The sequence below is a fragment of the Pseudoalteromonas sp. Ld19 genome, from assembly GCF_045064135.1.
Lineage (GTDB): Bacteria > Pseudomonadota > Gammaproteobacteria > Enterobacterales > Alteromonadaceae > Pseudoalteromonas > Pseudoalteromonas aliena.
Window position 1 is genome coordinate 145589 of the sequence record NZ_JBISHA010000018.1, and the last position, 22780, is coordinate 168368.

At 36.4% G+C, this 22780-nt stretch carries 18 protein-coding genes and 1 pseudogene; 17 read left to right on the top strand and 2 right to left on the bottom strand.

All coding sequences use genetic code 11. The annotated features are described in order from the left end of the window. Positions 1–76: 76 nt before the first annotated feature. The 14 genes and pseudogenes from ACJJVZ_RS08420 to ACJJVZ_RS08485 form a co-directional block, all read left to right on the top strand. Positions 77–2047 (top strand): AAA family ATPase, encoded by a 1971-nt coding sequence (locus ACJJVZ_RS08420; protein ID WP_405599723.1) that lies wholly within the window; start codon positions 77–79, stop codon positions 2045–2047. Positions 2048–2083: 36 nt separating this feature from the next. Beyond that, on the top strand, positions 2084–2503 hold the full coding sequence (locus ACJJVZ_RS08425; RefSeq protein ID WP_405599725.1) for a hypothetical protein: 420 nt from the start codon (positions 2084–2086) through the stop codon (positions 2501–2503). Positions 2504–2762: 259 nt separating this feature from the next. Next, the gene (locus ACJJVZ_RS08430; protein WP_033028539.1) at positions 2763–2996 is read left to right on the top strand and encodes a hypothetical protein; all 234 of its coding nucleotides are present in this window, start codon (positions 2763–2765) and stop codon (positions 2994–2996) included. A gap of 12 nt (positions 2997–3008) precedes the next feature. Further along, a complete protein-coding gene (locus ACJJVZ_RS08435; RefSeq protein ID WP_405599727.1) occupies positions 3009–5399 on the top strand; it encodes a hypothetical protein in 2391 nt (796 codons plus the stop codon). A 1020-nt stretch (positions 5400–6419) separates the two neighbouring features. Then, complete coding sequence (locus ACJJVZ_RS08440) at positions 6420–6824, top strand: hypothetical protein (protein WP_405599730.1); 405 nt, start codon at positions 6420–6422, stop codon at positions 6822–6824. Between the two features lie 129 nt (positions 6825–6953). Further along, positions 6954–7454, top strand: a complete 501-nt coding sequence (locus ACJJVZ_RS08445; protein ID WP_405599732.1) for an AAA family ATPase — start codon at positions 6954–6956, stop codon at positions 7452–7454. Between the two features lie 1327 nt (positions 7455–8781). Continuing rightward, a complete protein-coding gene (locus ACJJVZ_RS08450) occupies positions 8782–8910 on the top strand; it encodes a DUF4365 domain-containing protein (protein ID WP_405599895.1) in 129 nt (42 codons plus the stop codon). A gap of 606 nt (positions 8911–9516) precedes the next feature. Continuing rightward, positions 9517–10155, top strand: a complete 639-nt coding sequence (locus ACJJVZ_RS08455; RefSeq protein ID WP_405599735.1) for an N-acetylmuramoyl-L-alanine amidase — start codon at positions 9517–9519, stop codon at positions 10153–10155. Then, on the top strand, positions 10152–10541 hold the full coding sequence (locus ACJJVZ_RS08460; RefSeq protein WP_405599737.1) for a hypothetical protein: 390 nt from the start codon (positions 10152–10154) through the stop codon (positions 10539–10541). The genes ACJJVZ_RS08455 and ACJJVZ_RS08460 overlap by 4 nt, the downstream gene beginning before the upstream one ends. Before the next feature lie 1024 nt (positions 10542–11565). After that, positions 11566–11925, top strand: a complete 360-nt coding sequence (locus tag ACJJVZ_RS08465; RefSeq protein WP_405599740.1) for a VOC family protein — start codon at positions 11566–11568, stop codon at positions 11923–11925. 844 nt (positions 11926–12769) lie between these two features. Continuing rightward, positions 12770–13078, top strand: coding sequence for a DUF6419 family natural product biosynthesis protein (locus ACJJVZ_RS08470; protein ID WP_405599742.1), 309 nt, complete (start codon positions 12770–12772; stop codon positions 13076–13078). 647 nt (positions 13079–13725) lie between these two features. After that, a complete protein-coding gene (locus tag ACJJVZ_RS08475; RefSeq protein WP_273050719.1) occupies positions 13726–14274 on the top strand; it encodes a hypothetical protein in 549 nt (182 codons plus the stop codon). A 929-nt stretch (positions 14275–15203) separates the two neighbouring features. Further along, the gene (locus ACJJVZ_RS08480) at positions 15204–17477 is read left to right on the top strand and encodes a collagenase (protein WP_405599745.1); all 2274 of its coding nucleotides are present in this window, start codon (positions 15204–15206) and stop codon (positions 17475–17477) included. Positions 17478–17703: 226 nt separating this feature from the next. Continuing rightward, a pseudogene (locus ACJJVZ_RS08485) lies at positions 17704–17808 on the top strand (2OG-Fe(II) oxygenase); the annotation flags it as partial. Between the two features lie 269 nt (positions 17809–18077). Here the strand turns inward: ACJJVZ_RS08485 and ACJJVZ_RS08490 are convergent. Continuing rightward, on the bottom strand, positions 18078–18965 hold the full coding sequence (locus ACJJVZ_RS08490; RefSeq protein WP_405599748.1) for a dihydrodipicolinate synthase family protein: 888 nt from the start codon (positions 18963–18965) through the stop codon (positions 18078–18080). 10 nt (positions 18966–18975) lie between these two features. Then, entirely contained in the window at positions 18976–19752 is a 777-nt protein-coding gene (locus ACJJVZ_RS08495; protein ID WP_405599750.1) for an aldolase, read from the bottom strand. 109 nt (positions 19753–19861) lie between these two features. Here ACJJVZ_RS08495 and ACJJVZ_RS08500 point away from each other — a divergent pair, with 109 nt between their 5' ends. The 3 genes from ACJJVZ_RS08500 to ACJJVZ_RS08510 all read left to right on the top strand — a co-directional run bounded on the left by ACJJVZ_RS08500 (position 19862) and on the right by ACJJVZ_RS08510 (position 22493). Continuing rightward, a complete protein-coding gene (locus ACJJVZ_RS08500) occupies positions 19862–21322 on the top strand; it encodes a PLP-dependent aminotransferase family protein (RefSeq protein ID WP_405599752.1) in 1461 nt (486 codons plus the stop codon). A gap of 124 nt (positions 21323–21446) precedes the next feature. After that, on the top strand, positions 21447–21731 hold the full coding sequence (locus ACJJVZ_RS08505; RefSeq protein WP_405599755.1) for a hypothetical protein: 285 nt from the start codon (positions 21447–21449) through the stop codon (positions 21729–21731). A 309-nt stretch (positions 21732–22040) separates the two neighbouring features. Further along, the gene (locus tag ACJJVZ_RS08510; RefSeq protein ID WP_405599758.1) at positions 22041–22493 is read left to right on the top strand and encodes an FxLYD domain-containing protein; all 453 of its coding nucleotides are present in this window, start codon (positions 22041–22043) and stop codon (positions 22491–22493) included. Positions 22494–22780: the final 287 nt, after the last annotated feature.

Consider the following 22780-nt stretch of genomic DNA (forward strand, 5'->3'; position numbering starts at 1 on the left):
ATATGAAGTAATCCAGAGTACTTAAATTAGTAAGTAGTACGTAATGTATTAACGACAGTAAAAAGGTAGATTATAGATGGCTAAAATGTATCCTGATTTTGGGCCTAAATCCAATAATAGTTTTTATGCAGAACCTAAACTATATCAATTATTAAAAACAGGATTAAGTGATGAATACACAGTTATTCATTCAATTCCTTGGCTATCATCTGCTTTAGTCGAAATATACGATGATCCTAGTGGAATAGGTGAGGTCGACTTCTTAGTAATTCATCCAGAAAAAGGCATGTTAGCCATCGAGGTAAAAGGCGGTAACTTTTCACGTAATGACAATGGTTTTTATTATAGCCAAGGAGAGAGCCGAAGCCATTTTGATCCTTTTGAACAGTTGAATCGTGGTGTTTTCGCTATTCAAAAGATATTAAAAGATGCAAATATATATAGTCGACTAGGAAAAGCTTATTACTTCCCTAATACTGATTTCGGATTAAATTTACCCCCTGAATATGTTGATATGCACATGGGTAAGCGTATTCGTTTAGTAATAGACAAAGAAGATCTAACTTATGAAGCTGAAAGGGTAGAGTCTCTGATGGATTTTTATAAAGCCCTCCTTGGCATAGGTGCTTTAGGCATTAATGGTGTTAATAAAGTAATACAATGTTTACTGCCTCAAGGTCATGGAAGAGCTTGTTGGATAGCTAGGATTAAGGATGATAATAGGACTTGGCTTAAGCTCACAGAGGAGCAAAGTAGCTACGCTAACCAAGCAGTTGAGAGTAAGAGAACTTTGGTTACTGGCTGGCCAGGATCAGGTAAAACAATAGTCCTTATTCACGCATGTCGACAAATAGTTAAGAAAGGAAAGCGAGCATTAGTTGTTACGTTCAACAAGCTACTTTCAGATAAAATTGCCAAAGAGCTGGTAGGGGAGTCTAACTGTAAAGTTATAAGTTTCAATAAGCTTTGTTCTGAATATAGTGATGAACCAGCTGCTATATTTCACGATGAATCGACTTTGTCTAAAGTGGTAAAAGAAAATAAATTAGACGAATTTGATACTTTATTGGTTGATGAAGGCCAAGCTATAAGTCAGGAAGCGTGGAAATTATTCGAGAATTCATTTAAAGATAAACAGATAATAGTGATGTGTGATGACGCTCAAGCTTTTGGGTATGAACGCTCAGTCTCTGAAGGTTTCTTGTCTGAACTATTGGACGTTACTCCATATCTACTCACTGAGAGCTTACGAATGCCCAAAGCTGTCTGTGAGGAATTAAAACTTTTTAGTACTCCACGTTATGCAGTCATAAATAAACGGGAGCCAGAAAAAGATACGTTGCATAGATTAGTTACGCATGATCAAACACAAAGGCTGAGACAGGTCGTTGCTAGGCTATTAAGCGATGGTATAGCGAAGGAAGATATTTGCGTATTAAAACCGGGTTACCTTAGTATGCCAGCTGATCTCGTTCCTGCTGGTGTGGATGTAGAAAGTATTGGCCGGTTTAGAGGTTTAGAAAAACCAGTTGTAATAATCTATTCATCAGAAAACATTTCTGATTCTGAATTTTTCTGTGCATATTCCAGAGCAACTAGCAGATGCTTTGTGTTATTGAACGCTAACTTAATAAAGAAAGGGCGTTACAGCGAGTTAGGGAAACGTATCTTGGCTGCTGACCCTAACAAAGTAGATACGATAGCTGAAAAAGGATTGATGAAAAATAAAATTCAGGATTTTAATTTTGAGAAGCGATTAGTTGTAGATGATTTCATTCAACTGGAGTGGTGTGAAGAATGGAAAGGGTTCTTGTTTTACTGTGATTTAAATCCCCTTATTCAAGAGCTACTCATATCACACTTACAACTAAATTGTCATAAAAAGGGAATTATTAGCTGGAGTAATACTAGTACTGAATATCTTAAAATGACGGGAATCAGTAATATAAAATTGGGCTCGCAGATAAATCAGGGTCAAGCTAGTTTATCTTTCTGTGATAAATGTGGGCTAATAACACCAAGGCATTTAAATTGTTTCACATGTTGAGCTACAGAATTTAATCAAGACGACAAAGATTTTATTGTGAACCAAGTAAGAGAAATTGGAGCTTTGCTGAATAAAAAAAGAGTAATTAGCACTGAAGCAAAAACGAATATGTGTATATTTTTAAGTGCAGTACTTTTAGCCATGAGTAACCAAAAAGATTTTAAGCGTCCGATTGTCTTAAAAGCTGTTGAGTCTGCTAATAGCTATATTTGTCAGGCGGTTGTTGTTCATACACTTTACCTAATATTTAGAAATAAACAGCAACCGATGTTAAAAATTCAGAATAAAAAAGTTATAGCTTTTGTGAAAAAATGTGCTCCAAGTATTAGTGATAATCTATCAGATAGTTCATTAGCTGCGTTTGTCGCGGACGGAATAAATAAATTGATTGATGCTGAAATACTTAGACGAGTAGAAAAAGGCGTGTGTGAAGTTATTTTAGAATTTGAAACATAACTATTTTGTAATCAAAAGCAAACTTCTTTTAGATGAATTGGACTATTTTGAGAGCGAAAACCTAAAACTGAGATATGTTAAAATTCAGTCCTCTGGAAATACTATTGAGATTTATTTGATAGTACTTTTAATCACAGGGTGATTACAAGCCTTTGGCTGTGCTATAGCTACCTTAAGTCATTTTTAGATAATCAGAAGGATTTCTAATTGATACATATGCATCAATATTTTCATATGAAAAAAGGAGTTAAATAATAAAATGAATGAATCAACAAAGATTGAATTAGCGGCATTATATTTAAAGTTGTACCCATGGGTACGTATTGCAATTAATATTTTTATACTATTCTTCGCCATCAGTTGGGTTATTAACTCCTCGGACGAATTGAAAGAGCCGATAATTGTTACAATGCTAGCAGCGTCGGCAGTTTTAGACATGGTAGCAACTCTTTTTGACAAAGCTGCAAAACAGTTATCTAGTGGACGATTATAGCAAGGAGAACCTATGTACTACGAAGTTATTCCTCAATTATCGAAAAAACTCATAGATTCGCCTAGCTGGCAAAAAATTTTAGAAGAAATTTTGGGCAAAGCTAAAAAGAGGCTGGATGATATTGGTGAAGGTGGGAATTTTCCTGAATATAAGCGTTGCCTTTATGACTCAACCATTTCAGAGTATAAGAAAGTTGCCTATCAATTGTTTCAAGATCGATTTCTAACGAGGCAAGAATACAATCGAATTCAAAATATTTTACCCTGCAACAGTTTACTTTTTCACGGTACTTTAGGTTCTGGGAAATCAAGCCTCGAAAAATCTTTTTCGGACATTGCAGGTCTAAAAGTCGTAAACCTATTGAGTGCATATAGGGAAGGTATAAGTGTTGATGAGGAGTTAGAAGTAAAGCGAGTTCGAATAAATCAGGTACTCAATGGTGATTTTTCTCAGATTCCTGAAATTGTGGAAGAAACTAATACACTTTTAATCATAGATACAATTGAAGAGTTAATTGAGGAAGTTGGAATATCGTTGAGAAAGATAATCGAAACGATGGATAGTTCAACAAAACACAAAAATGTAAGATGGGTGATTACGAGTTCTGATCATGTAAATATTATATGCAACCCTTTATACTCAAAACTTAGTTCATTTCAATTTAAAAACCAGTCTGATTCAGGGTCGCAAAATGACGAGAAAGCCTACTTAGCTAATTGGTATGATTTGGATTTAATTAATATTCAATTCAATGTTTCTCAAAGGCTTTGGTGCGACACTTTTCAGGAAAGAAATGTAGAATTAGAGCAACTTGATTTTTATCCGCCTGCATTAATAGGCGTAATGTCCGAAAACGCCGACCTTTTAGCTTCTTTTAATGAAGTGAATGATATATTTAAACTCTTAGTTCATTACATTTTTGACAGACTCAACCTGAATTCCGCTGACCGTGGAAAAATACTATCTTCCATAAAACAGTTAGAATTTTTCAGCGAAGAGCGTGAGGGTTTTCATTTAACCCTTGATTTTTTAGGAAGTTTAAACGCAGAAAAAGCTGCACGTGAAACTTCGATTAACCAGCTAATTAACACTAGGCTCATATTAGTTTCTGAATCTAATGCGGCACCAGTTTATAAAATAAATATTCCTTTACTATGGGCTTATTTTTTCGCGGTGAGAGCAATAGAAGAAAGTTTTGATATCGAGAAATTCAGAGAGCACTTTGGCACAAACAGCTCACTAGAAAGCCATTTTAAGATCATATATCAATACTATTCCTTTAGAAGTGGCACACCTTTGCATATTGAGCAGTTGTGCAAGGGTTATGGTAGTTTGGAAGGAGCTATTTTTCTTCTAAATTATAGTGGAAGAGACTATGGTTTAGAGTTTTTGAATGCAACCTACAAAGTATTAAGTAATGGGTTGTCTAAAGGCTCTCGGCTTTTGAATGAAGGCGTTTATCATGAAAATTTGTTAACATATGCATTATATAGATGTTTGGCGTCTACAGCTAACAGCGGCTACGATAGCAACTTAATTGAACAAATTACTCTTTATATTGGTGCCATTTTTAAGCTCTTGACTAAAAATGAAAGCAAAAAGTTTCTGTTATCTACAGTAGAAGTGTTTCTTGATGATTTGCATGAATCTGAAGCAAAGCAATTAATACCGTATTCGATACTCAAGCTAACTGAATACCTTCGCGTTAGCGAATCAGAATATTTTGAGGTTCATGACTCTTTTTTATTCTTGCTAAGCAAATACTTATTCAAACGATATCCTTTCGGTTATCGGACTTTTTTTGATTTTATATTTGACAAAGAATACAAAAAAAGTGCATACAGCGGCTTTTATAGGTTTTCAACTAAGTTTTTAGATGCAGGATTTACTCACTTTCTTGCCAGCTCGGGCGTTGTGTATAAGTCTGTTGAAGACTCTGACAGCGAGATTATATTTGAATTTTTGGCAATACTAATTAGAAAAAAAGCGTATAGAAATGGAACTGACCAAAGCAACTTTGATAAATTAGAAAAAATTAGGTTTTTAGCGAGAAGCTCCTTTCACAAAGCAATAGGAAATCGCATTCGAAAAACTTTCACAATGCACGTTCCTGATGCAAAATTACTTATAGAAAGAATTGCGAAGGAGTACTCTAGCTATAAATTGAGCGTTCAATCTGCTTCGGAAAGAAAAAACTTAACCGAGGGATTACTACGTATTTTTAAACATATAGACATAGCAAATAAAAGTCGAAAATCAAATTTACCGACTTCTCTTCAACCCATAATTGTTAAATACATCAATAAAAGCGACATAACAAGATACTTTAATTTTGTTGAAGACGTTGATTTTATCGAGTCTGTATACTCATTAGGGGGGAAATTATGTGAAACTTTTAGATGACTGGTTTCTCTATAATAAAGCCAGTTAGTGGTGGCTAAGCAATATAATCTACCTGAGTTATACCGGAAGTCTCAAGGTTCGCAATATGTACATAGCAGCTAACAAAAACTAGTAAGTATTCTTATGAGATCGGCTTTTTAAAGCTTATATTTGGTAACTTTATGCCATTATAAGCTTCAATATTATGCCAAGTTACACTTCACTTACGGCGCTGTAGCTCAGTAAAAGCGTATGTTCTTATGCCAACTTACACTTCAAACAACATTTGGGTGATATAGCTAAAATCTTATTTAATATTCTTCATAAATATATTCTTTTTAAATTAACGTCCTTAATACTAATTGCATCAAATAAGTGATTTATTTTAGTGCCACTTGCAAAGGGTGATTAGGGTGGGTCAACATAATTAATTGAGCACCGAAACTTGTGTACGTGGTGCAATATTTTTTAGCACTCAATGTTCTAATACCAATTTGATTAATTAAGTGAGCTATTTGAGGTAAGAAAACCTTGTTGATAACAAGGCAAAAATTTCGTTATTTAGTTGTTCTATATCAGAAATTTTTAACACTGTTAGCGTCAGGTTTAAGCCCTCAAATTGATCAAGTATTATTGCGGGCGTTCGGCTTTGTTGTCTTTCATTGAGGCGGGGTGTCGCTTATTATGAAAATGGATATAAGGTGCAATCCATCTAGGAGACTTATCACGGTACGTAATGAATGCCAACCTACCAACATATAATCAGTAATATAATTTAAAAAGGGAGAACGCGTTTTTCATATTACCAGCAACCATAATGCTGTTTTTATATACAGCTTAGTTGTACTGCTCCCATATTCAAGAAAATGAGCGACGAGCGCATTTTCTTTATTAATAGTTTGAGTGCTAATAAAAAATTATATATAGCAATGTATTAAGTTATTTGATAAAAATGATTTATAAAATACATGAGCGTATCGTTGGCAGAAATATGCACGACGAGCGCACTAAAAAATTGTTAGCTCTCATGGGAATGTTGAAGTGTTTAAAATTGTTTTACTCGTTTTTGTTCTGGCAGTGATAGCTTATTTCATCTACCCAAAGTCACCCGAGGCTCGGGAATGGCTCATATCAAATAACAACAAGCACGCTCTTGCAGGTAATAGATTTGCTAGTACTCAGGACGCTATTAGTTTTGTAGATAACCTGTATAGCATTGGGGCAGTTAAAGTGACTATTCCCAAGAGTGCAATCTATGACAGTAACAACCGAGTCCAACAAGAAGGTGAACCTTACGCAGACGCTTTGAAAATATCTTTACCTAGTACTCAGAGCGAAAAGGAGGCAATATTCAATATTGCAAATCAAGAAGCTTCTAACCAAGGCATGGCCTTTAATCCAGAAAGTGATGTTATAAACAATAAGTTACTACTATGGTGGGATTAATCAGCAAGCGAGCGAACAAAAAACTTAAGTCACTCACTTCGTTCGCTGGGACGCCTACATGCGGGGCGGCTTCGCCATTATGCCCCACATGCCTGCGCCCCTTATTTAAAAGTTAGGTGCAAATCTAGTATGGCAACACTTTATATCTTTTCAGGATTGCCGGGGACTGGGAAAAGTACTTTAGCGGCACTTTTAAGTAAATACCTCGGTGCGTCGTATTTACGAGTTGATACTATTGAGCAATCCCTAAAGGATATCTGTAGTTTAGAGGTTTATGCTGAAGGTTATCAAATAGCTTATAGGCTGGTTTCAGATAATTTAATACAAGGGCTAAATGTGGTTGGCGACTCATGTAACACTGTCCCTGAATCTAGAGTTGAATGGGAGCAAACTGCTATTAATTCTGGTGCAAAATACGTTAATATAGAAATTAGTTGTTCTAATAAAATTGAGCATAAAATTAGAGTAGAGAGCCGTGATGCTCCTGTGAAAGGTTTGGCTTTACCATCTTGGGAAAGTGTAAAATCAAGAGAATTTCACTCTTGGGATTCGGAGATAATCTCAATTGATACCGCTGGTGAATCACCTGAGCGATCAATTCAAAAGCTTATTGAAAGGCTGGGTGTATAAATGCACCTAATCGGGTAGCCGGAGGTCTCTAACCTCCAGCCCCCACACCACCCATCATGCGCTTTTTATTAACAGGAAGCGCAATGGGCGGTTCACCTCCCGTAATGAATATTGATCCAAATATCTTTCAATGACACTAAACCTTGTGATGCTAAATAGTCATTACCTAGCGCAATGTTAATTCCTTTTGTTTTTGAGCTTCTACAAGGGCCTTTACTGGTGATACAACAAGCAAGTTACTGCGAAAATCTCAACAGAAAACGGCGATCAAATATTAGTAACTGCGAGAAGTTACTCGCATAAATTAAAAACCATTCAGTAAAAAGTTAAACTGCATTATGCAGTCATTTTCATGCGTGCAATTTAGGCTTAGGAGTATAAATAACTTATTTACTGGATGAAATGAAAGTAACGTATTAGTAAAAGATAAATTTTTAACCTGAAAAGTAAATTTAATAGCACAGTTTTATTTTTCAATTAGAGTGGCTGTCTAATTTAGTTGTGAATTGACCTTACGGGGTCAAACGAAAGTGAATACGCAATGGCAACTGTATTGCGTAGTTCATAATATAGAAAAACGGCAAAACGCGATGCATTGAAGAGAGGTAATCCCTTTTAAGCCAAAATAAAGCCACTGAAACACCCGTAACTCCTTCCAAAATGCGAATAAAACCCACACTAAACACTTTTTAATATTCTGCGTAAAAACACAGTAATCAATTGAACCAAAATAGGAACTCAGCTATGGTTTGTTCATTAATAAAAATAAATAAGAAAACGAGTTAATCTACAGGCTCGTTATATGCAACATGGAGAGTTTCGTATTGAATCATCTACCTTTGAAAGAAAAATTAGCATTCATTTTATGTATTAGTTTTGCTACTTTAATCCTAATTACCGGCATTTACGATTTCTTGATTGTCGCATTCATAGTCAGGGAACTAGTAATGACTATTGGCGTATTTCTTATACTGTTAAGCGCAGGCTTAATGCCGAAATTATTCTTCTCGCCATTAACTAATATTTTAAAATCAGAAAGCATCCCAACGATAGGGAATCCAAGAGTACAACAATGGCTTTCATTGTCAGGAGTATTTATCTGTTTACTCGGTTTGGTATGGCGATTGTTGCTATAACAAGCTGTTAAACAAGGGCGTTATGTTTTTTGGAACTTATACACTATTGAGAATTGAATATGTCAAATGGATATTCGAAATATTCAAAATCAGCTTAATCAGGAGAGCTTGGGGTAAATTTTGTCACTGAAATTGTTACGGAAAAGCTAGGATGGATATTCAAAAGAAACCATTAATAATCTGACTTCGGAATTGATGGGTATATTGAAGTTGTCAGTGAAGGCGGTTATGTTACTGGTAAAATGTTTGCCGTTCAGATTAAATGTGGAAGCTCTTTTTTATCCGAAGAAAACCGTTGGGGTTACGTTGAAGATAGTTAGGATGACACCCATCCTAATTTTTACGAAAAAAGTCAACAAAAACAGAATTAAGAGTGCGTTGTTATAAATAATTAATTATGCAAAAAGCTGAGTAATGTAGACAAAATGAAAGTAAAAATAGATAGCCCAATTGGGCGACGACAGCTGTTTATTAAAGTATGGCAAACGACTTAGCTGTATAGAGCCTGCTTTCCTTTAAATAAAAAGCGCAATATTACCGTCAACAAAGGCATGAATAAATTGACCTTACGGTGGCAAGCGAAAGCGAATGCCTTTAGCTTACGTTGCGGCAATTGTATTGCCTTGTTCATAATATAGAAAAGCTGCAAAACAGGCTGCCATTGAGAAGGTGAAGCCCTTTTAACCTCAAATAAGCCACTCAGACACATGTAATCCTTTCCAAAACGCGAATAAAACCCACACTAAACACTTTTTAATATTCTGCGTAAAAACACAGTAATCAATTGAACCAAAATAGGAACTCAGCTATGGTTAAACCATCAATAAAAATAAATAAAAAACGAGTTAATCTACAGGCTCGTTAGTTTGCTTTCAAGCTAACAGGTAAATTTGATATTTTGTAAACACAATTTAAAAGGAACTTTAATGACAACAGTTACAAATGGAATAATCGTAGATGAGCGTATAACGGCCAAGCGATACAACTCTATTGAACATGGGAATATTAACAACGTAACATCTATAGTGCTTCATCGAACTGCAGGTTCGAGTGCTATTTCATCCCTGAATGGTTATGCTTCAGGGCAAAAAACTGGAGCTCATTTTTTAATTGCTAATGATGGAACAATATACCAAACAGCTAGTTTAGAAAAACTCTGTTGGCATGTTGGTATCTTATATTCTCGGTGTGCCGACGAAAAATCATGTGACCCTAAAGAATTAAAAACGGTTAATAGTTTGCTTCATCAGAAAGGATTTTCATTTTCCAAAAGAGTAAAAAATGTATCTAGGCATGAGTTAGGAAAAGCTTATCCTCTTCGTTATCCTTCAAATAATGATTCATTAGGAATTGAGGTTGTAGGTCGGTTTAACAAAGCTACAAATATCTTTGAACGACCAACAAATGAACAGTTTCAATCATTGAAGTTGTTAGTGGATATATTATTAAAAGAGTTCTCTTTAAATTTAAATAAAGATGTTTACGCACATGGTGTAATTGCTAGGAAAAAGAAAGCAGAAGGAATCCAGTTGCTTCAATATTTAAAAGTAGGGGTTGCTCCATGATAAAAAATATCATTTGTCTAGGCGCTGCTTTTTTTATTACATCTTGTGCCTTTAATCATGAAAAAAAAATTCAAATATTGACTACAGAAAAAGTTGTCGATATCACCAAGCAGGGTTCTAAGATTTGTGATAGCTTTCAATTGACAAAAAGCGACATTACTTTGTACTTTCAAACTGCGGAGGAAGTCAGTAATGAAGAAGCTCATGGAGAGTCAATTATTATGCCTTGTAAATATTCAGGGGAATTAACAATGAATAAGGAGATCTATTCATATGAGGTGTTTGCTGGGGGGACTGGGTATATTTACGATGACAAAGGATGGGTTCTAAAAAACTTCATTTGCAAAAATACTAATTGCTGTAGCCGTTTTTCAAACCTGTGCTGAAACGTTTGGAGGGTAACAACAAACATATATGAGCCTTAACTCTGTCAATAGACACTAGTATTTTATTTGACTGTTTTTATCAATAAACGAATTCGTTTACTTCGTCTGTTGATGCGGCTGTTAAGCAAATAGCTTACGGCAAACACATATAGGGTGCGTTTCGCCGTAATTTCTTATTGCGATCTCATCGCAGCCAGGTTTTCCCCATATCCTTTTGGGCTTGCTGGGGCACTAGACATTCATCGATTAACCTAATCATGGCACTATTCAAGGCGGCTGGTTTCATCATTGTGATCCAGTTAGATTAAGGTGCCTAACGCAGTTACCAAGTCAGGTGTAAGCGACTTTGTTTATTGTATTAATGCACGCGTATTGAGCGTCTAATCAAGGCAGGTGACTTAGGTCTGTAGGCATATAATCAGGTTAAACCTTGTTGGTTATTAACAGTTCGGATGATAGGATGACACCCATTCTAAATTCAATGAAATAATCAATTAAAGCAATGTGTTAAGTGTAAATCATAAATAGTTAGTTACGTAAAAAGCTGAGTAATGTAGACAAGATGGAAGTAAAAATAGACAGCCCAATAGGGCGACGACAGTTGTTTATTAAAGAATGGCAAACGACTCGGCTGTTTTGAGCTTGCTTTCCTTTAAATAAAAAGCGCAATATTACCGTCAACAAAGGCATGAGTAAATTGATCTTACGCGGACAAACGAAAGTGAATGCCTTTAGCTTACGCTGCGGCAACTGTATTGCCTTGTTCATAATATAGAAAAACTGCAAAACACGATGCATTAAGAAAGGGAAGCCCTTTTAACCTAAAATAAATCCACTCAAACACCCGTAACCTCTTCCAAAACGTCAATTAAAACAATATCAAACACTTCATTATATGCTGCGTAAAAGTACAGTAATAGATTGAACCAAAATAGGAACTCAGCTATGGTTTGTTTATCAATAAAAACAAATAAAAAACGAGTTAACCTACAGGCTCGTTAGGTGAAAAGGAGGTTAAGCATCTATGGGTAATCCATCAACTTTATTAGTTGTTCAAGACCTTCTTATTTCAAAAAAGTTCTACGTTGATGTCCTTGGTCTAATTCTTGTCGAAGAATACGAAGACAGTTTAAAGCTTAGAAGTGGCTCACATACTGTGTTCATGTTTGGAGGAGCAATGGAGGCAACAAACTATGAGCACGGATTTAATTCAAACTCATCATTGGTGCTTACTGTTAGTAATTTGGATGAAAAAATTAACGAGTTAAAATCAAAAGGTGTTGTTTTTGTACATAAATCACCTAATGAAAATAGGTGGGGTCGCTATGCCGCTTTTAAAGACCCATCAGGGATCGTAAATGAACTAATGGAGTTTTTCACATAACAACACGCCCTTAGGTGGACAGCAAGCGCTAAAGCTTACTTTCCACCGTAAATTTTAACAGCGGTGAACCCTTACTTTTCAAAGCAGATGAGTAAACTAGACATCCATTCTAATATTTTCACTTTTTGAACTAAGTACTCGTTTTTATTTTGTGCAAAAAAAGCAGGCTGCCATATGGCTACTGCGAGAAAGCGTCAAGCAAGTTTGGTTAATACATAGTAATTACATAGTACTTACATAGTACTATCACTGAATATCACGTTGCGTACGCCGGTCATCTTCACAAGCAAATTACTGTGAAAATATAAATTGAAAACGGCGAGCGAGTATCAGCAACTGCGAAAAGCTACTCGCATAAAACTTAAACGACTCAGTCAAAATTAAAACTGCGATTATGCCGTGATTTTCATGAATGTAATTTAGGTTTAATAGTGATAATGGCTTATTTAATGAGTGCTTTGTGAATAACAATACCAGAAGAGATGAGCGCTTAGCCAAAAAAGTAAATTTAGTGTTGTAGTTTTGTTTGCTCAATTAGAGCGGCTGTCTAATTTAGTTGCTGTTTATTTAAATGATTTGGTTGCTTATTGAGCAAGGTTTAGGTGTAATAACAGTATAATAAACACTGAGCAATGCGAGGACAGCTTAGATGTAACAGGCGCGCCGATTAAATGGCTTGAGGTAGCTGATGTCACAAAAGCCTTTGTTTAAATGTAAAGTCCATAGCATAAACAACACCAACTCAAACACACCGAGCAGGTAGCGCCTCAGTCCAACAAGCGACACTGCAACACAAACCGCGTGTCGTATAAATACTAAAATGTTATGTGCCATGGAGGTTGCAATGTTCAAAGTATTAATCGGATTCTCTATCGTACTTTCTTTTCTTTGTATGTTGCTAGCAGCTGCACCTTTTACTCCCGCGATAGGCGTATCATTTATTATGTTATTGTTTGCGGGCTTTATTGGTTATAAGGGTTTTCTCCAATCGAGTTTAGTGTTGCTGTTACTCAATACTCTCGCTGTTATTGGAAGTCCAAGTATGGATATCTCTAATACCGATGCATTAATTTTCGTACTAATATTTTTTCCAATTTCATATGGGGGTGTTTTAATTGGTGTAAGAAAATTAGTTGTGAGAACCATTACATAACAACACGCCTGAGGTAAACGACTTAAAAATTTAGCTATTAATTGCAAATTTTTAAAAGCGGTGAGCCTCTTCGTTTTAAGGCCGCTAAATACAATCCTTATCCATTTAAATGCCAGTGTTCTAATAATGCTGTTGTGCGGCTTCCCCTTGGCTTTCTGTTGCTCACAATACACTTTAGCCCAAAACGAATCGATAACCCTGCCCATTCCACAAATGTTTGTCTTAAAAATTTTGTGCACGAGTATCGTCAGTGTATTCTTTCTTACCATTGCGTTTGCTAACATTGGCTGGCAATGCCTGCGTATTTTTGTATGTCAGCAGCGCATTTATAACGGTCACGATTTGACCCCATGGCAGTTAATAATCGAGGCGCTATGTAGTGGTAAAGTGATTGTTGCCCTGCACCAAGTAAGCTATCAAAAATAGCGCAATCTTTATGTTGTTTAATAGGCTATTTTATTGAGTTACCTATGAGAATCACTGATTGAATAAATATATGCTATGTTTACCTATGTTAGTCTAAACTGTTTGGTTATTGAGCAAAGTGATGTGTTCTGGCTTTACTTCAAACGCAAATCCGCTACTAAAAACAGCGCGGAAACGACTATATATCGCTAATAATTTTACATTAAACATAGGTGGGTAATATGAAAAGGATTTTAATCGGTGCACTAATCGTTGCTATTCAGGGGTGTGCTAATAAGCCTGAGGTAGCAGTGCAAGTGCCGCCGCAAGCATGTTTAGGTAGTACAGAAATCACTGGTGAATTAGGTGATCAATTCGTACTAGTTCAAGATCCTGATCTTCTTTCTCAGGCAATCGGGGAGCCATTAAAGGGTCGGTTATGCCAAGGAGCAGTCTACCAAAGCACGGATGAAGTAACAGTGTATCGAGCATGGAATAGCACAAACCCTCGTAGTCAGCTTGGTCAGTGGTGGTCATTTCAGCTTCCAACAGGTAGTACGGCTAAATATAGAGAAAACTATGAAATTTGTTATCAATGGTCGCCGCTTGATAAGCTGGTGAAATGTACATTGAAACCAGGCACTAAGGTCGTAGTGGGTAATGGTCAAAGCGCCCAATGTTCTGAGTACCTTAGTTATCCAGTTTCTAAAACACAGCAAGTATTTATTTCAAACGCTTCTGATGTTGTACAAAATTGTGAGGGCTTCGAAAGTATAATAAGTTGGAAGTAAGCAGGTTTGTTTCAACGGTGGTACAGCAAAGCGTTTAGAGTGGCCTAAACGCTTTTGGCTCTATATTACTTAAGAAATAATTATTTAATTTATAAGTTTTCCTACGTAAATATATTTGCTTACTTTACTGCCAACGTAAAAGAAGATTTACTTGAACAACCCCAGCCCCAACCCATTATCTTAATCAGCATAAGTCACTGAACAATATAACAAACTAAATCATCTAATATTTAAGCAGATTGATATTATTTATTTTCAAATAACACACTTAAAAGTGTCAATAAAAGATAGAACTTCAAATACTTGAGCGAGTTAGGTATTTAAAGTTCACTTTTATGAAAATAATAATATGTATAACTTCCGCCTTTTTAAATCGCAGTTATTAACTAACCTGAACTCTGGATAATAAATCTATCTCGAGCAGCTATTTTCAGCGCTAACTACATTGAATTTACTTGCAATAGGCCCGCTATTGACGCGTGAATTCGTCTTATTTTTACTGAAAATCTCTGGCTAGAGAAAATAACTTTAAATACCACCATGATTCAATACGGTAGTAAATCTCTTAACCAGAGTTCAGGTTAACTACTTTTGCCAACACCCACTTAATATATTGTATACAATTTACATTATGCTAATGTTTGTGTTACAAATATGAGCGTTGTATTCAAATCTAGTATCCATTTTGGCTAAGTATCATAAAAATGATGCATGTAATGCACGAAGTCGAACCAAATATGAATACAAAACATGCATTATTAAACGTGTTTTTATAAAGATGTTGTTCTTCGTTACTTAGCTCACTAGGTTTCAAACTCATGTTACGACAGATCTTTTCTTTATTAAAACTCAACTTTTAATATTTGCAGCTATGAGTAATCGAATAAATTTACTATCAAAATAAAATAATAATTAAGAAGGAAAACAAAATGTTTTTTAGAACATTGACCTTAACAAGCGCACTGCTGTGCGTACTTTCGGGTTGCGGCGGGAGCGATTCATCAAGCAAACTCCCAGAGCCGACTACTCCCACAGGTGTTACCCCAAGCACTCCCGAAGTTGATTTCACTAATGCCCAAGAGCCAGCACTAAAGCTCGGTGTTGTTAAAACAAACATTAGCACATCACAGGGACAAGGGCGGTCATTTTATGTTGATTTACCTGAAGATGCAGAAACTTTAGTTGTGAGCTTATTTGGTGGCATTGACAATAAAGATCTGGGCGATCCTGACCTGTATGTAAAATATAATCAAGAGGCTAGCCCAGGTGCTGATGGGGTATTTGATTGTGTTTCTTACAAAGGGAATAACAATAACGAAGCGTGTATTATCGATAAACCTAAAGCGGGTAAGTATCATATATTTATTGACGCATATGATGGTGGAGACACTGTTGATGCGTCAATGTTTGCTACCACAGAACTCTTTAGCGCTAACATAATGTGCGAAGAGCCTGTTCGGATCCGAGCACAAGCTATGTCAATGAGCGAATTAGAAAACGCCTGCAATGTGATCAAACAAACAAAAAGGGTATTTGATGAAGTGTTACATTCAGGTATTACCCCTCAATTTCAGCAAGCAGTTGAAAATGATTTAAACGAAATTACTAATATTCATATTTTATCTAGTTTATCAAACCATGCCTCGTGGGCTAAACATTTAGAAAATACCAATAATACCAGTGGTATTTACTTTGAAACATCGCCAACTGACTGGTGGCATAGCTCTGATATTTGGACCTTTGATGCCATAGAATGGTCTAACGGACGATCGGTTATTCGTTCATTGGCACATGAATACGTTCATGCATTAGATGGTCGATATAATAAAGAGGGTGGGTATAACAGTAAGTTAAATTGGTGGACTGAAGGGCTAGCCGAGTATTTAAGCACTTTTTATAATCAGTATTACACACGTATTTCAACAGCAAACAGTGGCGACTCTTATACCTTAGCGGATATTTTTGCAGGTAATGCTGATGCGTATTCTTGGGGACAACTTGGTGTTGCATTTTTGATTGAAACGCACCCAGAGTTAGTTTATCAAATGCTCGTTTATATGCGTGATGGTCAGTGGGACGATTTTGAGATTTTGCTCAATAACATTGCCACAGATAATCAAATAGAATTTACAACATGGCTATCCACAACTTTGGTTGATCAATATAAAGACAGTGTAGAAGTATTAACGCTTGGCGATTACCAACACATAAATGGCCGTGGTGGATGGCTATTTTCTGTTGATGTACCTGCAAGCTTACCATCTATTACATTTGCGACTAATGGTGGCTCGGGAAATGTTGATCTTTGGGTGAAAAAAGGATCGGCGGTTCATCCTGCAATTGATACAGAGTTTACTTGCCAATCAGTGACAAAAAACACGAATGAAGAAAAATGTGTAATTACAACACCTGAATCGGGTAAATACTTCATCGCTATTTCATCAGATTTTATTGGTTCAGATATTATCGATCTTTACTTTAGTGCATGTGCGGGTGATGACTGTAACGTAACGACACCTGAACAAATGCCACTAGTAACAGCCGTTGAACCTTATTTACCGCACTGGCCTGAAAAAGGTACGATAGGAACATGTAGTTTAGCGCAGACTTATTACAACTCTCAAAAGCCTGCAATTGATCTCTCTATTACTAATCCAACAGACAAACTTGTTAATATATATTGGCTAAATAGAAACACGGGCGAAAGATCCGGTGAATCATATGCAACTTTAGCTCAAGGCGAAAGTTATACAGCGGATGATTGGGATATTGGCCATCGTATTATGCTAACGGACGGTGCAGGTAGCTGCTTAGGTATTGCATTATTAAACGATGAAAACAATGCGTTTGAAGTAACCGAAAAGATGGTTGAAAATGCACAAAATGAAGCGCCACCGGTTGTGATCCCAGAAGCTACAGCAGAATTGGGGAGTTGTGATTTAGCTGTACCATATACAAGAACGTCAAACAGTGCACCTAATTTACAAGTTGCAAACACCACGACCACCTCCGTTAAGTTGTATTGGATTAATAATAATACGGGAGAGCCCGTGTTAACAAATGCTTATGCTACATTGGGCGAGGGAGAAATTTACACTGAAACATTTTGGGCTGAGGGTGATCGTATGATGGTTACTGATGAAAGCGACAGTTGTATTGGAGTGCTCGATCTTAACGGAACCAGTAATGTATTTGTTCTTTAATAATTTACTGTTAAATAGCAACTCATTGTTATGCATTAAATAAAAACTAGCGTAATGCAGCGGGCAATAAAAAAGGGCGCTAAATATATTTAGCGCCCTAACGTAGCATTTAAACGCTTAGTTTATTAAAAATATACCTAATGGGATTTGTTGAATCCAATCTGCTTAGAAGAGCTTATTTAACTTTAATGCTGAAAGATCAATACACCCTAACAATCGAGCTTTTATGTTTAATAAATTATTTCGCTGGCAACGAGGCATGCAAAAAACAGGCTACGACAAAATGCTGTTATGTGGTGCTTTGTGGCCTATAAAGTTTGATGTTTACTTAACCTGAACTTTGGTTAAGATATTTGCTAACGTATTGAATAAAAGTGATATTTAAAGTTATTTTCTCTAGCCAGAGATTTTCAGTGAAAATAAGACGAATTTACGCGTCAATAGCTGGCCTATTGCAAGTAAATTCAACGCAGTTAGCGCTGAAAATAGCAGCTCGAGATAGATTTATTATCCAGAGTTCGGGCTAAATACCAAACAGTCTGCTGTAAAATTAATCACGAAAGGTCAACTCGACTTAGTCTGAAGATATCTATTTCTGAATTAACACAGAGCACCTAAATTTGATAACATGCCTTTAAGTCGTGCCTGCTCTGATACAGATAAAGGTAAAAGCGGTTTTCTAGGGCCGCCCACGTCAACACCTTGTAAGGCAAAGCCAGATTTAACGGCAGCAGCCAAACCCGATTTAACAATAAATTCTAAAAAGTCATATTGTTGATAAAATAGCTCTTTTGCTTTGCTGCTATTACCGCTTTTAACTGCTGCTAATAATTGTTTTGGTTGATCACCAATTAAGCACGGAGCTGCAGTGCACCAGCCAACAGCGCCAGCGTTTAGGGCTTCAAGAGCCATATGATTACAGCCATTAAAAAAAGGTACTTCGCCATTAGAAAGTTTATAGATTTTATGCATACGTTGTATATCGCCAGTGCTTTCTTTGATCATGACTGCATTTTTTATGTTGTTGACCATTTTCAGCATAAATTGAGGTGACATATCAACTCCACATGTCGCTGGATTGTTATATATCATAATAGGAAGAGGTGTCGCGTCGGATACACTTTGATAATGTGCATAAATCTCATCGTCATTCAATTTATAATAAGAAAATGGCGAAAGCATGATCACATCAGCACCAATGCTGTGAGCATATGTCGCGCGTTTTAGTGCTTGCTCAGTGGTTAATTCAGCAATACCAATAACAACGGGTACTCTACCTGCTACATATTTAACTGTGTAACTGGAAATATTTTCCCATTCAGTTTGGCTTAAATAAGCGGCTTCGCCAGCACTGCCTAAAGCGGCTATAGCATCTACTTTAGCAGTAAGTAATGTGTCTATAACAATTCTTAATTTATCAAAATCAACACCTTGGCCGTTATTGTGAAAAGGGGTTATTGGGTAACCTATAATTCCAGATATATTCATTTTATGTGCCTTAAATACAGTTAGTGTGATTTTTTAATGCCTGTCTTGCGTAGTACGCAAAATTGACTTTATTTCGTTTGTCGGTAGAAACCCAGTCGTGAGCTTCTTGAGCTAGTTTGTGAGGAAGCGGCTTAATTTCACCTGCAGCCATTGCGAGTAATTGCAATTTAGCGGCTCGTTCAATCAATATTGCGAGGTTGCACGCCTCTTCAATATTTTTGCCTATAACAAGCTGCCCGTGATGTGCAAGAAACACGGCACGGTTTTTACCCAGTGCTTTTGAAATAAGCATTCCTTCTTCGTTACCAACCGGTACACCAGGCCAGTCAGCCACAAAAGAACAATCGTTATACAATCCACATGTATCCATTTGAGATATGATCAAAGGGACTTCTAGCATCGATAACGCAGCAATATGTGTTGGATGTGTATGAATAATGCAGTTTACTTCTGGGTGTTCTTTATAAATCCATGTATGAAAACGGTTCGCAGGATTAGCCATGCCTTCTCCATCTAAAGGCTTTAGATCTTGATCGACTTCAATTAGGTTTTTTGCACTTACTTCGTCAAAACCTAATCCAAATCGTTGTGTTAAAAAGGTATTATTTTTCTCTGTACGGCCAGTAATTTGCCCCGCTAACCCAGAGTCATGGCCTTTATCAAATAATATTCGGCATGTTAGCGCCAGTTTTTCGCGATCTGTTAAGTTGCTATCTTGAATGAGTGTTTGCATGTCTTGCTGCGTACTTTTCATCAAGGCCTCTTTAGTTGTATTTAATGTTTTCATGTGAGTTATTCTCTTTTTATGTTTTGACAATGGCAGTAAGATAGCGATAGTCTGGATGGAAAATAAGAGCCAGAAATGAAAAGTTAAGGGGTCCAGTGATGAGGTGCTTATGTTAAGACCTTGGGATATTCAGTTCACTTTTGAGGATAGCTGCGGTAAAACGCTCCATTCGAAACTACTGAACCGTATAACAAAAGACATACAAACTGGGCGTTTAACGCCAGGAAGTATATTGCCGGGCTCTCGCTCACTGGCTAATCAGTTAGGTATTAATCGAAAAACAGTGCAACAAGTTTACGAAGAGCTTGAGGTGCAAGGATGGTTGAAAAGCAAACGGAGGCGCGGTACGTTCGTATCTGAAACACTACCAGAGCAAAGTTTGTCAGCTGCAAATACCAGTTTGCTCAGCAGTACAATAAAAACGAAACCATCATCTAAGTTGGTCGAAAATTTATATCTTGATGCTTTGGCGTTAGCTGATTGTGTATCAATAACGAATGATGGCACACCTGATGCTCGTTTAATTCCATATGAGTTATTGGCACGTACTTATCGGCGAGTGTGCGTTAATTTAAGCCGTCAGGCTAAGCTAGGGTACGGCGATCCTCGCGGCGCTATTGAGCTTCGTAACTCAATACAAAAAATGCTCTCCAGCGATCGATTCATGAACTGCTCAGAACAAGAAATATGTATAGTCAGAGGCAGCCAAATGGGGATTTATTTAGCATCAAGAATATTAGACTCCAAAAAAGGGGTCATTATTATGGAAGATTTATGTTATTTACCTGCAAAAGCTGCGTTTGAATCAAATGGTTTTGAAGTCGTTAAATGTAGATTAGATGAGCAGGGGCTTGATATAGCTCACTTACGTGAAATACTCGAAAATCACAATGTGTCGGGTGTTTATGTTACCCCGCACCATCAATACCCGACAACGGTATGCCTGCCCATGCACAGAAGATTGGCTTTGTTGGCGCTATCTAAAACCCATCAATTTTCTATTATTGAGGATGACTACGACCATGAATTTCATTATGAAAGTAATCCAATTCCGCCATTGGCAAGTCTTCCTAATTCCGAAAACGTGGTGCATATTGGTTCTATGTCTAAAGTGTTTGCGCCAGCACTACGACTTGGGTACATTGTTTCAGATACTCAGTTTATTAAACGCGCAGCACAAGAAATAGTACTTATTGATAGACAGGGCAATACCATAACAGAACACGTTATATCAGACTTAATGGAGTCAGGTGAAGTAAAGCGACATATACGAAAAGTAAGGCGAGAGTATAAAGAAAGAAGAAACCATACAGCACAAGAATTCACTCGAGTATTTGGCGATAAAATCTCATTCTTACTACCGACAGGAGGCTTAGCCATTTGGGTCGATATCTCAAAGTTAATTGAGGGAAGGGATCTTTCTGACTTTAAAAACAACGATTCAACGTTAAGTACGCTATTTGCTGTAGATCAAAAAGCTCTTACGCATATTCGCTTTGGCTATGGCGCTATAAGTACGATTGAAATAACCAAATCGATTCAAAAGTTAGCTCAAGCTCTAATAAAGTAAAAATTAGTGCCTCATATTCAATGGCAGCATTACTTTTTGCAATCAAACCCTTACAGTAAATATAATTATAAATACAGTAATACAAATTTTTAACTATTTTAGTAAAAGCTTAGGTACACCGATTATGACCAAAACACGTGGCTATTTATTTCTTATCATCGGATTATTGTTGATGTTTTTACCCGTTATATTTTATGGATGGTTTGAGAGTATAGACCCTGCATTTATTCCTAACACATATTATAATTTTTTAAAAAGCAGGGTGCTGATAGCGTTAACGATACTGGCTGTGATCATATTTTTTGTTCGTTATAAAACTAGTAAAAAAGTACGTGAATCACTCAAATATCAATTTAGCGAAGAGGGAAAATTAATTACCTGTTTTACTTTCTGTTTACGCCTATTTTAATTTATTTTTATTTTTGGTCACTAAGCGCTGTACCAATACAGCTTTGGGCCCATTACCACTTGGGTGAGCAGTGGTCGCAAGAGTATTTGCTAATTAAAACAGATACATGTAGTAGCGACTACGAACCACAGTGCGTGAAGCTAACGTTTTCAGATTTAGTTACCCATGAAGAGCATTCAATAAGGTGGTACTTAAATAAAAATGAGTTACTAACACTGAAAAATAAAAGCGTAAATTTAGTTGGTGAAAAAAGCTATTTTGGATACATTATTAACGAAATACAATGGTAGCAAATAAAAAGGAGTTTAAATGAGCAGTAGTAACTTTAACGAATCAATAAAAGGTTTTTTTTGGGGGATAGGATTTGTCATTGCTTTGCTTGGTTGTTTAAGTGTGTACGCTTTAACAATAGCGGCTGAGGTAAACAGTGGGTTTAAACAGTTGGTGTCTAATAAAACACTTGAAACAACGTCTGATTTTAGTGGTAGCTATAGACTCACTCTATCTGAGGTTTTTAAAGATAATGGTAAAGTAAGAATAACGGCAGAGTTACAAAATGTTACTAACGAAAGTATCTATACGGGGGCTGTTGTTGCATCAACATTCGACAAAAATGGTAAATTTATTGGTAACTGTATAGGTCAAAGTAATGATCTTTCATTAGCGCCAAATGCGACAAGTTATATTGACATAAATTGCAATTTATTAAGGCCACAAGTAAGTAGAGTTCACTCTGCAAAGCTAAAAATTAAATGGCTTTAGCGCTTAGTTTATTAAAAATATACCTAATGGGATTTGTTGAATCCAATCTGCTTAGAAGAGCTTATTTAACCTGAACTTTGGTTAAGAGATTTACCAACGTATTGAATAATGGTGATATTTAAATTTATTTTCTCTAGCCAGAGATTTTCAGTGAAAACAAGGCGAATTTACGCATCAATAGTTGGCCTATTGCAAGTAAACTCAACGCAGTTAGCGCTGAAAATAGCTGCTCGAGATAGGTTTATTATCCAGAGTTCAGGTTATTTAACTTTAATCCTGAAAGATCA

Coding starts and splice junctions, on each gene's coding strand:
- ACJJVZ_RS08445 (WP_405599732.1), top strand. CDS start 6,954: ATGGCAACACTTTATATCTTTTCAGGATTGCCGGGGACTGGGAAAAGT.
- ACJJVZ_RS08500 (WP_405599752.1), top strand. CDS start 19,862: ATGTTAAGACCTTGGGATATTCAGTTCACTTTTGAGGATAGCTGCGGT.
- ACJJVZ_RS08435 (WP_405599727.1), top strand. CDS start 3,009: ATGTACTACGAAGTTATTCCTCAATTATCGAAAAAACTCATAGATTCG.
- ACJJVZ_RS08430 (WP_033028539.1), top strand. CDS start 2,763: ATGAATGAATCAACAAAGATTGAATTAGCGGCATTATATTTAAAGTTG.
- ACJJVZ_RS08475 (WP_273050719.1), top strand. CDS start 13,726: ATGAAAAGGATTTTAATCGGTGCACTAATCGTTGCTATTCAGGGGTGT.
- ACJJVZ_RS08420 (WP_405599723.1), top strand. CDS start 77: ATGGCTAAAATGTATCCTGATTTTGGGCCTAAATCCAATAATAGTTTT.
- ACJJVZ_RS08490 (WP_405599748.1), bottom strand. CDS start 18,965: ATGAATATATCTGGAATTATAGGTTACCCAATAACCCCTTTTCACAAT.
- ACJJVZ_RS08495 (WP_405599750.1), bottom strand. CDS start 19,752: ATGAAAACATTAAATACAACTAAAGAGGCCTTGATGAAAAGTACGCAG.
- ACJJVZ_RS08465 (WP_405599740.1), top strand. CDS start 11,566: ATGGGTAATCCATCAACTTTATTAGTTGTTCAAGACCTTCTTATTTCA.
- ACJJVZ_RS08455 (WP_405599735.1), top strand. CDS start 9,517: ATGACAACAGTTACAAATGGAATAATCGTAGATGAGCGTATAACGGCC.
- ACJJVZ_RS08510 (WP_405599758.1), top strand. CDS start 22,041: ATGAGCAGTAGTAACTTTAACGAATCAATAAAAGGTTTTTTTTGGGGG.
- ACJJVZ_RS08470 (WP_405599742.1), top strand. CDS start 12,770: ATGTTCAAAGTATTAATCGGATTCTCTATCGTACTTTCTTTTCTTTGT.
- ACJJVZ_RS08460 (WP_405599737.1), top strand. CDS start 10,152: ATGATAAAAAATATCATTTGTCTAGGCGCTGCTTTTTTTATTACATCT.
- ACJJVZ_RS08480 (WP_405599745.1), top strand. CDS start 15,204: ATGTTTTTTAGAACATTGACCTTAACAAGCGCACTGCTGTGCGTACTT.
- ACJJVZ_RS08505 (WP_405599755.1), top strand. CDS start 21,447: ATGACCAAAACACGTGGCTATTTATTTCTTATCATCGGATTATTGTTG.